Genomic DNA, 13551 nt, shown 5'->3' with positions numbered 1-13551 from the left:
CCTGAGGAGGTGGCCGCGATGAGCGGTCGCATGCAGTTGGACACCGGGGACCACCCGGTGCTCTCCGGTGACGAGCTCCTGGTCCGGGAGCCCGCCACCGGACAGCCGCTGGCCACGGTCACCCTGGCCACCGCCGCGGACGTGGACGCCGCCGTGGCCGCGGCCAAGGCCGCCCAGCCCGGCTGGGCCGACACCCCCGGCACCGAGCGGGCCGCCGTGCTGCGCCGCGCCGCCGCCGCCCTGGAACGCCACCGCGAGGAGGCGGCCGACTGGCTGGTCCGCGAGGGCGGCGCGATCCGCGGCAAGGCCGAGCACGAGGTCGGCGCCGTCCTCGACGAGCTGTACGCCGCCGCCGGGCTGCCCACCCGGCCGAACGGCGTGCTGCTGGCCGCCGGACCGGGCCGGGAGAGCCACGGCCGCCGGATCCCGCTCGGCGTGGTCGGCGTGATCAGCCCCTGGAACGTCCCGATGCTGCTCGCCGCCCGCGCCCTCGCCCCCGCGCTCGCGCTCGGCAACGCCGTGGTCCTCAAACCCGACGTGCACACCCCCGTCTCCGGCGGCCGGGTGCTCGCCCGGATCCTCGCCGAGGCCGGCCTGCCCGAGGGCGTGCTGCAGGTCCTCCCCGGCGACGCCGAGCCCGGCCGCGCCCTGGTCGAGCACCCCGACGTCCCGATGATCGCCTTCACCGGCTCCACCGCCGTCGGCCGCGGCATCGGCGCCGCCGCCGGGGGCGCGCTCAAGCGGGTCTCGCTCGAACTCGGCGGCAACAACGCGCTGATCGTCCTCGACGACGCCGACCTGGAGGCCGCCGCCTCGGCCGGCGCCTGGGGCTCCTTCTTCCACCAGGGCCAGATCTGCATGGCCGCCGGCCGGCACCTGGTGCACCGCGCGGTCGCCGACCGCTACCTCGACCTGCTCACCGAGCACGCCGCCAAGCTGCGGGTCGGCGACCCCTTCCGCGAGCAGGTCGACCTCGGCCCGGTCATCGACGACCGGCAGCTGGACCGGATCGAGGGCATCGTCCGCGCCTCGGTCGCCGCCGGCGCCCGGATCCTCACCGGCGGCGACCGCCGCGGCCCCTTCTACCGGCCCACCGTCCTGGCCGGCGTCACCCCCGACATGCCCGCCTTCACCGAGGAGATCTTCGGCCCGGTCGCCCCGGTGACCGTGGTCGCCGACGAGGACGAGGCCGTCGAGCTGGCCAACCGCACCGCGTACGGGCTCTCCGCCGCCGTCCTGACCGGCTCGGTCGCCCGTGGCCGGGCCCTCGCCGACCGGCTGCGCACCGGCATGGTCCACGTCAACGACCAGACCATCAACGACGAGGCCCACGTGCCCTTCGGCGGCCGCGGCGCCTCCGGCAACGGCACCCGGCACGGCTCCGAGCACAGCTGGGACTCCTACACCCAGTGGCAGTGGCTCACCGTCCGCGAGACCCCCGCGAGGTACCCGTTCTGATGACAAGTCAGCTCACCCGGGTGCGGTACGAGAAGACGGGCCGGGTCGCCCGCGTCACCCTGGACCGGCCCGAGGTGCTCAACGCCATGGACCTGCGGATGCACGAGGAACTCCGCGGCGTCTGGGACGAGATCGAGGCCGACGACGAGGTCTGGGTGGTGGTCCTGGCCGGCGCCGGGGACCGGGCCTTCTCGGTCGGCCAGGACCTCAAGGAACTGGCCGAGCGGGTGAAGGCCGGCACCTCCGCCTCCACCTTCGGCAGCCGCGGCAGGCCCGGCTACCCCCGGCTCACCGAGCGGTTCGCCCTCGCCAAGCCGGTCGTCGCCCGCGTCCAGGGCTTCGCCATGGGCGGCGGCTTCGAACTCGCCCTCGCCTGCGACGTCATCGTCGCCTCCGAGGACGCGGTGTTCGCCCTGCCGGAGGCCAAGCTCGGTCTGATCGCCGGCGCCGGCGGGGTGTTCCGGCTCGCCCAGCAACTGCCCTACCGGGCCGCCCTCGGCCACCTGATGACCGGCCGCCGGCTCACCGCGCCGCGTGCCCTGGCGTACGGGCTGGTCAACGACGTCGTCCCGGCCGCCGAGCTGGACGCCTGCGTGGACGGCTGGGTCCGCGACATCCTGCGCTGCGCGCCGCTCTCGGTCCGCGCGGTCAAGGAGGCCGCGGCCCACGCCCTCACCACCCCGCTGGAGCAGTCCTTCGCCACCCGCCACGTCTGGGAGGAGCGCCGGATGCACAGCCGGGACGCCCTGGAGGGCCCGCTGGCCTTCGTGGAGAAGCGCGAACCCGAGTGGACCGGGACCTGACAGGAATGCGGAGAGCCGCCGCCGGTGATCCCGGCGGCGGCTCTCGGTGTTCCCTACGACCTACGGAACGATGACCAGGCGCTTGCCCTGGGTGTCCTCGGCCTGCCAGGCCTTCTCGATCTCGGCCAGCGGCACGGCCTGGGTGTCGATCCGGATGTCACCCGAAACCGCCCCGGCCATCAGCCGGTTGAACATGTCGAGGAACGCCTGCGGCGGCGGGAAGCCGCCACCCACGATGGTCAGGCCGGCGCTGCGGACCGTCCCCGCCGACAGCTCGATGGTGGCGCCCGCCGACTCGCCGATCTGCACCAGGCGCGGACCGGAGGACTTCATGTGGAAGTCCTTGCGGGTCATCGCGGCCAGCAGCGCCTCGGTCGGCTTGCCCCACACGTAGTCCAGGATGACGTCGAACCCGGTCTCCCCGGCCGCCGCGGCGAACGCCTCGGCCACCTCCTCCTGGGAGCCGTTCAGCGAGACCACCGCGTCCGCGCCGTACTCGCCCAGGGTGTCCAGGATCTCCTGGTTGCGGCCGGCGGCCACCACCCGGCCGGCGCCCAGGTGCTTGGCGATCTGGATGGCCAGCTTGCCCGCCGCACCGGTGGCGCCCAGCACCAGCACGCTCTCGCCCGGCTGCAGCTTGGCGCTGTGCTCCAGCGGGATCCAGGAGGACAGCGCCGGGTTCGGCAGCGCGGCCGCGGTCAGGTCGTCCACGCCCTCCGGCACCGGCCACGCGAACGGCGCCCGGGCCACGGTCAGCTGCGCCATCGAGCCGTACGGCTTGCGCGGGCCGCCGAAGAACACCCGGCTGGCGTCCTCCAGCAGGCCGACGCCGTCCAGGCCGACCACCGCGGGCAGGTTCTCGGAGCTGGCGAAGTGGCCGCCGCCGGCCACCGCCTTGGTCGACGGGTTCAGCGCGGCGGCCAGGACCTTGATCAGGACCTCGCCCTCGCCGGGCGTCGGGTCGGGGAACTGCTCGCAGCGGGGCGGCTTGCCGAGCGTGTGCAGGACTGCGGCGTCCATGGTGCTACTCCATTCACAGGGTGGTACGGGCGACGGGGGTTCAGGTACCCGGCTGGTGCACCCGCAACCGGTGCCGGACCGCGCGATCCACGCGGGCGGCACCGGTCGAGGACGGGCGGGCCGGAGGGACGGCCGCGGTCCGGGGGAGGGGACGGGTGACGCGGGGTCAGTCGAGCAGGCCGGCTTCCTTGGCGGCCAGTTCGAGCTCCGCGGGGGAGCCGGTGAAGATGGTGCGGACGTGCTCGGTGACCGCCTCGACGGGCCAGTCCCACCAGGCGATCCGGGTGAGCCGGTCGATGTCCGCGTCCTCGAAGCGCTTCTTGATGAGCTTGCCGGGGTTGCCGCCGACCACGCCGTAGGCCGGCACGTCGGAGGTGACCACCGCACGGGTGCCGATGATCGCGCCGTCGCCGATCGTCACACCCGGCATGATCACGGCCTCCCGGCCGATCCACACGTCGTTGCCGATCACCGTGTCGCCGCGGCTGGTCACCGTGGCCAGCGCGTCCACGGTCTGCTGGGTCCAGTCCCCGCCGAACATGAAGAACGGGTACGTGGTGGACCCGATCATCGGGTGGTTGGCGGCCGGCATGATGAACTGGGTGCCGGTGCCGATCGCGCAGTACTTGCCGATGACCAGCTTCTCCGGGCCGAAGTTGTACAGCACGTTGCGGGTCTCGAACGCGGCCGGGTCGTCGATGTCGGCGTAGTAGGTGTAGTCCCCCACCTCGATCAGCGGCGAGGTGATGAGGTTCTTCAGGAACACCACCTTGTTGTCCATTCCCGGGATGTACGTCTGGGAAGGATCGGGAATGACGGGCATGGCCCCTCCTCGGGGAATCAGTCCTTGACGGCGGTGACGAACAGGAAGTTTCCGGGGCCGGACAGGTCGCGCACGGACATCCCGGCGTCGGCCAGCCAGCCGGTCAGCTGGTCCGGGTCGAAGGAGCCGCGGTGCGCCTGGCGCTCCAGCCCGCGCTGGAAGTAGCGGTACAGCGGGTCGACGGCCTGGCGGAAGGTCAGGATGGTGAAGGTGCCGCCCGGGCGCAGGCAGCGGCCCACCTCGGAGATCGCCTGCTCCGGGTCCGGGATGGCCTGCAGCGCGTTCCAGCAGTTCACCCCGCCCAGCGAGGCGTTGCCGAAGGGCAGCTCCAGGGCGCTGCCGCGGACCGTGAGCACCCCGCCCAGCTTGGCCCGCAGCTGGGCCAGCATCTCCGCGGACAGGTCCAGCGCGATCACCCGGTCCTCGCCCAGCGAGCGGGTGAGCACCCGGGTCCAGCGGCCGGCGCCGGCCGCCAGGTCCAGCACCGGGCCCTCGGTCGGCCGGACGTGCTCGGTGAGGTACGCGTCCTCGTCGTCCAGCGACACCCAGCCGCCCCAGTTGGCGCCCATGATCCGGACGAACCCGGCCCGCAGGCCCCGCTCGTACCGGCCGGCCAGCAGCGGGTCGCTCGGGCCCGAGGGCTCGTCGTGGAAGTCCAGCAGCCCGTCCCGCACCGGGTACGCGGCCGAGCAGCCCGCGCAGACCGCGGACTCGGCGGCCCCGGCGGCCCCGGCGGTGCCGGTGGGCCCGGTGGGCTCGGGGGAGCCGCCGAGCGGCTCCAGGCAGCGCGGGCAGCGGAACGCGGCGGCGTGGCCGCGGAAGACGTCCGGGGTCGCGGCAGGCTCGGCCGTCCGCTCCTCGCCGCCCGGCGCCGGCACCACGAAGGGCGAGACCGTGGGGCCGTGCTCGGCCGCCCACAGCGCCTTGGCGCCCGCGTAGGCCAGCAGCGCCCGGGTCTCCGTCGCCCAGAGGCCGGCGCCGCGGCCGGCCGGCAGGCCCAGCCAGTCCTCCAGCGCCGGGTTGGCCTCGCGCTCCTCCTTGGTGAGGCCCCACACCGCCGGGGAGGGGAACACCCGGCCGAGGTTCCACCGGGTCGCCGCGTCGGCCGTCTCGTACGGCTGCAGGCAGCGGGTCAGCCGGGACAGGTCGTCCTGGTCCACCTCGGTGGCCGAGACCACCGCGAGGATCTGCGAGCGGTCCTCCGGGAAGTGGCCCAGCAGGAACAGCAGGGCGGCGCTGCGCCCGGCGTCCGGCGCGCCGTCCTGGAACAGGCGCAGGTAGCGGTCCAGACCCGCCCGGACCGCCGCGCGGGCCGGCAGGTCGCCGTCCGGGCCGGCCGCCTCGGCGAGCAGCCCGAGCAGCACGGCGAGCTTGGCCTGCTGTGCCGTCGGGACGGCGCCCAGGATGTCCAGCAGGGCCGGAATTCCGGGAACCGCCTCCGGGCGGACGGAACCGTCCTCCCAGAATTCCGCGGCGAGACGGCGGAATGCGCCGTCCAGCTGCCCGGGAAGTGCGCCAGAGAATTCGTCGATCGTGGCGCGCGCAACCGAAATCGTGCTCGTGTCACTCATGTCGCGGAGCCTATCCGTCCTGGTCTGCGTCGCAGATCCGAAAATGGTGCGAACTGGGGTTTCTGAGGTGATGTCAGGGGTTCTAGGGGTGTCCCCGGGGAGCGCGCCGCCCGCAGGGCGCCGGGGTGGCGGCCCTGCGGGCGGGAGGCGGCGGTGCCGGGGTTGCGGTGCGGTGTTGCGGTGCGGCGCGGTGTTGCTGCGCGGTGTCAGGGGACGAGCAGGACGCGGCCGCTGGTGCGCCGCTCCTCCACCGCCGCGTGGGCCTCGGCGGCCTGGCCGAGCGGGTAGCGGGAGTCGATCCGGACGGTCAGCCTGCCCTCGCGCATCCACTGGAACGCCCGCTCCAGGAAGTTCAGCGGCGGCCAGGACTCGTCGAAGAAGTGCGGCAGGCAGAACCGGGTGACGAACAGCGAGCCCTTGTCGTTCAGCGTCATCAGGTCCAGCGGCGGTACGAACCCGCTGGCCTGGCCGAAGTTGATCAGGTACCCACGCGGGGCGAGGCTGTCCAGGTTGGCCTCGAAGGTGTCCTTGCCGACCGCGTCGTACACCACCCGGACTCCCTCGCCGCCGGTGATCCGCTTGACCTCCGCGGCCTGGTCGGTGGTGGTGCCGGAGACGATCACCGCCTCGGCGCCGGCCTCCTTGGCGACCACGGCCTTCTCCTCGGCGGAGACCACGCCGATCACCCGGGCGCCGCGCATCCGGGCGAACTGGGTGATCAGGGTGCCCACGCCGCCGGCCGCCGACTGCACCAGCACCCAGTCGCCCTCGGCCAGCGGGTACGCCTCGTGGGTCAGCTTGTACGCGAGCAGCCCCTGCACCGGCAGGCCGGCCGCCTCGTCCAGGCTGATGTCGTCCGGCACCGGGATCAGCTGCGCGGCGGGCGCGATGACGTGGCTGGCGTAGGAGCCGGCCGCGAGCGCCCAGGCGACCCGGTCGCCGACCTCGACGCCGGTGACCTCGGGGCCGATCGCCTCCACGTAGCCGGCGCCCTGGTAGCCGGGCTCCAGCGGCAGCGCCGCGTCGGCCTTGTAGTAGTCGCGCTTGGCCAGGTCGCCGCGGCGGTTGAGGATGTCGAAGAAGGTGACGGCGGCGGCGTGGGTGCGCAGCAGCACCTCGCCCGGGCCCGGCTCGCGGAGTTCCAGGTCCTCCAGCTCCAGGACCTCGGGGCCGCCGTACGCGTGCTGACGGATGATCTTCATGGGGTGGACCACTCTCTGTGGGGAGTTCCGGCGGGAGGTGACGGCGCCTCAGCGGGCTGCGGTGTTGAGGTAGTTGCTGAACGCCTTGATCTGGAAGCGCTGGAAGCCGGTGAAGGAGACGCCGCGCTTGGAGCGCTTGAACAGGCCGGGCACCGACTGGCCCTGCTTCCCGGTCGCGGCGGCGTAGTGGTAGAGCATCTTGACCCGGCGCTGGCGGGTCTTCTCGTAGCGGCGCAGGCAGTCGGCCGGGCTGCCCTGGCCGGACAGCGCCCGGCCGATCACCCAGGCGTCCTCCAGCGCCTGGTTGGCGCCCATGCCGGTGCGCGGCGGCACCGCGTGCACCGAGTCGCCGAGCAGGGTGACCGGGCCGCGGCCCCACTGCTTGGGCACCTGGTGGAGGATGTGCGGGAAGACCGCGATGTCCTCGTCGCTGATCGACTCCAGCAGCTCGGGCAGCGGGGAGGAGAAGCCGGCGAACCGGGCCCGCAGGTTGGCCACCGGGGACGGCGGCTCGCCGCCGGCGCCGGTGGCGTTGCGGACGTCCGGACCGCCCAGCGCCCCGGGCGGGGCCATGTCGCCGTCCGCCCACGGGGTTTCGAAGGCCCAGTAGAGCATGTCCTCGCCCAGCGGGTGCATCACGCACAGGCCCGCCTCGCCGGCCATGGTCTGCACCCGGTGGCTGGAGGTCAGCTCCACCGGGAGCCTGGTGGTGCCGTGCCAGGTCGCCCAGCCGGTGTGCTCGGCCGGCGAGAAGCCGAACAGGTGCTTGCGGACGAAGGAGCGGTGGCCGTCCGCGCCGATCAGGACGTCGGCCTCGATCCGCCGGCCGTCCTCGAAGGTGATGGCGACCGGCCCGTCGGTGCCCTCGGCGGGCTCCTCGATGAGCGTGGCGCGGGCACCGAACCGCAGCACCCCCGGCGGCAGCGCCGCGGCCAGCACCTCCACCAGCTCGCTGCGGCGGATCACCTTGTTCGGCGAGCCGAAGCGCTGCGCGATCCGGTCCAGGTCCACCCGGACCAGCGGCTCGCCCAGCTCGGAGGTGATGTCCACCCGGTCCAGGCGGTGGCCGAGTTCCTCGTGGTCGATGCCGAGGGAGTCCAGGATGCCGGTGCCGTTCGGCCACAGGATCACCCCGTAGCCGCCCTTGCGGAGCTCGTCCGCCTGCTCGTACAGCTCGACCTCGTGGCCGGAGCGGGTGAGCGCCAGGGCGGAGGCGACGCCGCCCAGACCTGCGCCGATGATGACGATCTTCATGACTTGTCTCCTGGTGAGGTTGGACGGTGGTTCAGCGGACGGCCGCGGCGCCGGCGGCCGCGGGCTGGGTTGCTTCTTCGAGCCAGGTCAGGACGGTGTCCGCGGTGGTCGCGGAGTGCTCCTCCAGGACCGAGAAGTGGTCGCCGGGGGTGTCCCGGGTGGCGTGCGGGTGCGCCCAGACGGCCTGCCAGCCGGCCGAGTACCGGATCTCCTCCAGCCACGGGTCGGCCGCCCGGACCAGCAGGGTCGGGGTGTCGATCCGCTCCGGGCACCAGCCGGTGAACAACCGGTGGTAGGCGCCCATCGCCGCCAGCCGGGTGTCGTTGCAGAGCGCGAAGGTGGCCTCGCGGTCCTTCATCGCCGCCGACATCGACGGTTCCAGCAGCGGCAGTTGGTCGTAGTCGGGGTCGTAGGTGTCGATCAGCGCCACGGCCGCCGGACGGGCCCCGAGCCGCTCCAGACGGGTGGCGACCGCGTACGCGATCCAGCCGCCCGCCGACCGGCCGACCAGGGCGAACGGCCGGCCGCCGGTGTGCTTCAGCACCGCCTCGGCGTGCAGCGCGGCCAGCGCGTCCAGGTCGGCCGGCGGCAGCTCGCCGTCCAGGAAGCCGGGCTGCGGCAGCACCAGCACCTCGCGGCGGCCGCGGCAGGCGGCCGCGAACCGGGCGTACTCGTGCGGGCCGGAGACCGGGCCGAAGGAGGGCAGGCAGACCAGCAGGGGCGCGGTCACCCGGTCGTCGAGGTCGTCCGGGCCGGACGGAGTGAGCCGGACGGGCTCGGTGGCGTGGGCGGCGGTCTCGTCGGCGGTGAAGGCCGGGCGGCAGGCGGCCGCCGCCTTCAGCAGGCCGAGCGCGGCCATCGAGGAACCCTGCTCGCAGGCCTGCCAGTAGAGCTTGGCCAGCGGGCCCGCGGGCTCGGCCGTCGTGGCCGTGGACGTGGACTCGGTGGACGTGGACTCGGTGGCGGTGGGGTCGGAGGTGTGGCGGTCGGCACGGTCGGCGAGCCGCTCGCGGAGGTGGGCGGCGAGCAGGGCCGGGGAGGGCTGGTCGAAGATCAGACTGGTGGCCAGCCGGAGGCCGGTGGCGGCGTTCAGCTGGTTGCGCAGCGCGAGGGCGGTCAGGGAGTCGAAGCCGAGTTCCAGGAACCGCCGGCCCGGGTCCACCTGGTCGGCGCCGCTGTGGCCCAGCACCGCGGCCACCTTCTGGCGGACCAGGTCCAGCAGGATCCGCTCCCGCTCCGCCGCTCCGAGGCCGGCCAGTTCGGCGATCAGTCGCTCGGCCGGGGACGGTCCCTCCTCGGCGGGATCGTCCGACCGGTCCACCGGAACCGTCGCGGACCGGCGGGCCGGGGTGCGTGCCGCCAGGTCGCGCAGCAGGGCGGGCACCGGACCGGGGGCGGCCTGCCGACGGATGGCGGGCAGGTCGAGCTTGGCGGTCACCAGGGTGGCGTCCCCGGCGGCCAGCGCCGCGTCGAACAGCGCCAGCCCCTCCGCGGAGGAGAGCGCCGCGACCCCGCCGCGGACCATCCGGGCCAGCTCTGCCTCCTCCAACTGCCCGGTCATGCCCGAGCGTTCGGCCCACAGACCCCAGGCCAGCGACTGGCCGGGCAGGCCCTGGTCGCGGCGGAGCCGGGCGAGGCCGTCCAGGAAGGCGTTGGCCGCGCCGTAGCTGGTCTGGCCGGCGCTGCCGAGGGTGGCCGCGGCGGAGGAGAACAGCACGAAGGCGGCGAGGTCCGCGTCGGCGGTGAGCTCGTGCAGGTTGAGGGCGGCGTCGACCTTGGGACGCAGCACGGTGTCCACCCGCTCCGGGGTGAGCGAGCCGAGCACGCCGTCGTCCAGGACGCCCGCGGTGTGCACCACGGCGGTCAGCGGGTGATCGGCGGGGATGCCGGCCAGGAGACCGGCCAGGGCGGCGCGGTCGGCGGCGTCACAGGCGGCGACGGTCACCGTGGCGCCGAGGGCGGCGAGTTCGGCGGTGAGGGCGGTGGCGGACGGGGCGTCGGGGCCGCTGCGGCTGGTCAGTAGCAGATGGCGGACGCCGTGCGCGGCGACCAGGTGGCGGGCGAGGAGCGCGCCGAGGGTGCCGGTGCCGCCGGTGACCAGGACGGTGCCGTCCGGGGTGAACGGGCCAGGCGTCGGAGCCGCCTGGCCGCGCGGGACGGGGGTGAGACGCGCGGCGTACGGGATGCCGTCGCGGACGGCCAGCTGGGGCTCGTCGGAGGCGAGGGCGGTACGGAGGGCCGCCGGGCTGAACGTCTCCAGGTCGAGGAGGGCGAACTGGCCCGGGTACTCGGCCTGGGCGGAGCGGACCAGGCCCCAGACCGGGGCCCAGGTGAGGTCGGTCAGGGACGGGCCGGCGGCGTGGCGGGTGGCCAGGACGAGCCGGGAGTCGGCGAGGCGGGGGGTGTCGAGCCAGCTTCGGAGCAGGGCGAGGGTGTGGTTGACGGCGGCGCGGATGCCGGAGGGGCTCGCGGGTGCGGCGCTCTCCTGTTCGGTGCTCGCGGGTTCGGCGCTCGCGTCGAGGAAGTGGACGACGGTGTCCGGGACGGTGTCGGCGGCCGCGAGGGTGGCGAGGTCGGGGTAGGGGGTGAGGCCCTCGGCGTCGAGGCCGTCGAGGCCGTCGAGAGTGGGGGCGTTGAGGACGGCGATCGGGGTGGTGGTCGGGGTGGTCGCGGGGAGGGGCTGCCAGGTGGTGCGGAAGAGGGAGTCGGGCTCCTCGCGCGGGCCCTCCAGCCAGTAGCGGGCGCGCTGGAAGGCGTAGGTGGGCAGGTCGATCCGGCGGCCGCCGGCGTGGGCGGGGGAGAAGTCCACCGGTACGCCCCGGACGTGCAGCTGGGCGGCGGAGGTGAGGAAGGCGGTGAGGTCGCCCTGGTCGCGGCGGAGCGATCCACAGGTGGCGGTCGGCGCGGGCACCTCGTCCAGGGTCTCCTGCACGCCGATCGCCAGCACCGGGTGCGGGCTGACCTCCACGAAGGCGTGGAACCCCTGGGCGGCGAGCGCCGCAGTGCCCTCGCCGAACCGGACCGGGTTGCGCAGGTTGCGGTACCAGTAGGCGGCGTCGAAGGCGGCGCCGTCGATCCAGACGTTCTCCACGGTGGACCAGAACGGCACCTCGGGCCGCAACGGTGTGACAGGGGCGAGGAGGTGGAGCAGCTCGCGCTCGATGTGCTCGACGTGGGCGGAGTGCGAGGCGTAGTCCACGGGGACGCGGCGGGCGCGGACGCCCTCCTCGGTGAACCGTTCCACCAGGTCGTCCAGGGCGTCGGCGTCGCCGGAGACCACCACGGAGGCGGGGCCGTTGACGGCGGCGACGGAGATCCGGCCGGTCCAGCGGGACAGGTCCAGCTCCTTCGGCGCCAGGGCGATGGAGACCATGCCGCCGCGTCCGGCGATGGCGGTGATGGCCTTCGAGCGGAGGGCGACGACGCGGGCGCCGTCCTGGAGGGAGAGGGCGCCGGCGACGGTGGCGGCGGCGATCTCGCCCTGGGAGTGGCCGATCACGGCGGCGGGTTCGACGCCGTAGGAGCGCCAGAGCGCCGCGAGCGACACCATGACGGCCCAGAGGGCGGGTTGGACGACGTCGACCCGGTCGTAGCCGGGGGCGTCCTCGGTGCCGCGGAGGACGTCGAGGAGGTTCCAGTCGGTGAACTCGGCGAGTGCCTGGGCGCATTCGGTGATGCGGGCGGCGAACACCGGTTCGGTGTGGAGGAGTTCGACGGCCATGCCGGCCCACTGGGCGCCCTGGCCGGGGAAGACGAAGGCCGTCTTGCCGGTGACGTCGGCCGTCCCGGTGATCACGGTCGCCGGGTCCTGGCCGGCGGCGTACTCGGCCAGGGCGGTGCGGTCGGTGCCCACCAGGACCGCCCGGTGGGGGAAGGCGGACCGCCCGGTGGCGAGGGAGTGGGCCACGTCCGCGGGGGCGAGGCCGGGGTGGGCGTCCAGGTGCTCGGCGAGCCGGGCGGCCTGGGCGCGGACGGCGGCCTCGGTGCGGCCGGCCAGCAGCCAGGGTGCGGCCGAGCTGTCCGCGGGGGCGGCGGCCGGTTCGGGCTGCGGCTCGGGGGCCTGCTCGACGATGACATGGGCGTTGGTGCCGCTGATGCCGAAGGAGGAGACACCGGCCCGCCGCGGGCGGCCGGTGACCGGCCATGCCCGCTGCTCGGTGAGGAGTTCGACGGCGCCGGCCGTCCAGTCCACGTGGGTGGAGGGCCGGTCCACGTGGAGGGTACGGGGCAGCAGGCCGTGCTGCATCGCCAGGACGGTCTTGATCACCCCGGCCACGCCGGCGGCGCTCTGGGTGTGGCCGATGTTGGACTTCACCGAGCCGAGCAGCAGCGGGAGTTCGCGTCCCTGGCCGTAGGTGGCGAGCAGCGCCTGGGCCTCGATCGGGTCGCCGAGGGTGGTGCCGGTGCCGTGCGCCTCGACGGCGTCCACGTCGGTGGCGGTGAGGCCGGCGGCGGCCAGCGCCTGGCGGATCACCCGTTCCTGCGCCGGGCCGTTGGGTGCCGTGAGGCCGTTGGAGGCGCCGTCCTGGTTGACCGCGCTGCCGCGCAGCACGGCGAGCACGGGGTGGCCGTTGCGCCGCGCGTCGGAGAGCCGCTCCAGCAGGAGCATGCCCACGCCCTCGGAGAAGCCGGTGCCGTCGGCGGCGTCGGCGAAGGCCTTGCAGCGGCCGTCCCCCGCGAGCCCCTTCTGCCGGGTGAACTCCACGAACAGGCCAGGGGTGGACATCACGGCGACGCCGCCCGCCAGCGCCAGGTCGCAGCCGCCGCGGCGGAGTTCCTGGACGGCCAGGTGGATGGTCACCAGCGAGGAGGAGCAGGCGGTGTCCACGGTGACGGCCGGGCCCTCCAGGCCCATCGCGTAGGAGATCCGGCCGGTGGCCACGCTGCCCGCGCTGCCGTTGCCGAGGTACGCGGCGATCTCCTCGGGCACCTCCTCCAGCCGGGCCGCGTAGTCGTGGTACATCACGCCGGCGAACACGCCGGTCCGGCTGCCGCGCAGACTGAGCGGGTCGATGCCGGCCCGCTCCACGGCCTCCCAGCCGGTCTCCAGCAGCAGCCGCTGCTGCGGGTCCATGGCGAGCGCCTCGCGCGGGCTGATCCCGAAGAAGCCGGGGTCGAACTCGGCGGCGTCGTACAGGAATCCGCCGACGGCGGTGGCGCTCTCCGCGCCGAGGTCCCAGCCGCGGTCGGCGGGGAACGGGCCGATGCCCTCGCGGCCCTCGGCGAGCAGCCGCCAGAAGTCCTCGGGCGTCCGTACCCCGCCGGGCAGCCGGCAGGCCATGCCGGTGACGGCGATGGGCTCGTCGGCGATGGCGGAGAGCCGCTCGTTCTGCTGCCTGAGCCGTTCGTTGTCCTTGAGCGAGGCGCGCAGCGCCTCGACGATCCGCTCCGGGGCGGTGGTCATGGTGTGTCGCTCCTTC

Annotated in this window: 7 protein-coding genes and 1 pseudogene; 2 read left to right on the top strand and 6 right to left on the bottom strand. The window is 74.4% G+C overall.

Annotated elements, in window-relative coordinates; all coding sequences use genetic code 11:
* Nucleotides 1–18 precede the first annotated feature (18 nt).
* Complete coding sequence (locus ABWK59_RS10475; protein WP_354639883.1) at nucleotides 19–1458, top strand: aldehyde dehydrogenase family protein; 1440 nt, start codon at nucleotides 19–21, stop codon at nucleotides 1456–1458.
* The gene (gene dpgD, locus ABWK59_RS10470) at nucleotides 1458–2261 is read left to right on the top strand and encodes an enoyl-CoA-hydratase DpgD (RefSeq protein ID WP_354639881.1); all 804 of its coding nucleotides are present in this window, start codon (nucleotides 1458–1460) and stop codon (nucleotides 2259–2261) included. Before ABWK59_RS10475 ends, dpgD begins: the two co-directional genes overlap by 1 nt.
* Before the next feature lie 60 nt (nucleotides 2262–2321).
* Here dpgD and ABWK59_RS10465 read toward each other — a convergent pair whose 3' ends face one another.
* The 6 genes and pseudogenes from ABWK59_RS10465 to ABWK59_RS10440 all read right to left on the bottom strand — a co-directional run.
* Complete coding sequence (locus ABWK59_RS10465) at nucleotides 2322–3281, bottom strand: quinone oxidoreductase family protein (RefSeq protein WP_354639879.1); 960 nt, start codon at nucleotides 3279–3281, stop codon at nucleotides 2322–2324.
* A 166-nt stretch (nucleotides 3282–3447) separates the two neighbouring features.
* Nucleotides 3448–4104, bottom strand: a complete 657-nt coding sequence (locus ABWK59_RS10460; RefSeq protein WP_354639877.1) for a CatB-related O-acetyltransferase — start codon at nucleotides 4102–4104, stop codon at nucleotides 3448–3450.
* 17 nt (nucleotides 4105–4121) lie between these two features.
* Nucleotides 4122–5675, bottom strand: a complete 1554-nt coding sequence (locus ABWK59_RS10455; RefSeq protein ID WP_354639875.1) for a class I SAM-dependent methyltransferase — start codon at nucleotides 5673–5675, stop codon at nucleotides 4122–4124.
* 206 nt (nucleotides 5676–5881) lie between these two features.
* Nucleotides 5882–6877: a quinone oxidoreductase family protein gene (locus ABWK59_RS10450; protein ID WP_354639873.1), complete on the bottom strand. Its 996-nt coding sequence runs from the start codon at nucleotides 6875–6877 to the stop codon at nucleotides 5882–5884.
* Nucleotides 6878–6925: 48 nt separating this feature from the next.
* A complete protein-coding gene (locus tag ABWK59_RS10445) occupies nucleotides 6926–8131 on the bottom strand; it encodes an FAD-dependent oxidoreductase (protein WP_354639871.1) in 1206 nt (401 codons plus the stop codon).
* A 31-nt stretch (nucleotides 8132–8162) separates the two neighbouring features.
* Nucleotides 8163–13535: pseudogene (locus tag ABWK59_RS10440) on the bottom strand (type I polyketide synthase); the annotation flags it as partial.
* Between the last annotated feature and the right edge of the window lie 16 nt (nucleotides 13536–13551).

The sequence above is a fragment of the Kitasatospora sp. HUAS MG31 genome, assembly GCF_040571325.1.
In the GTDB taxonomy this organism is placed as follows: domain Bacteria; phylum Actinomycetota; class Actinomycetes; order Streptomycetales; family Streptomycetaceae; genus Kitasatospora; species Kitasatospora camelliae.
Note: the sequence above shows the minus strand (reverse complement) of the source record. Positions and strands in the feature narration are given on the sequence as shown.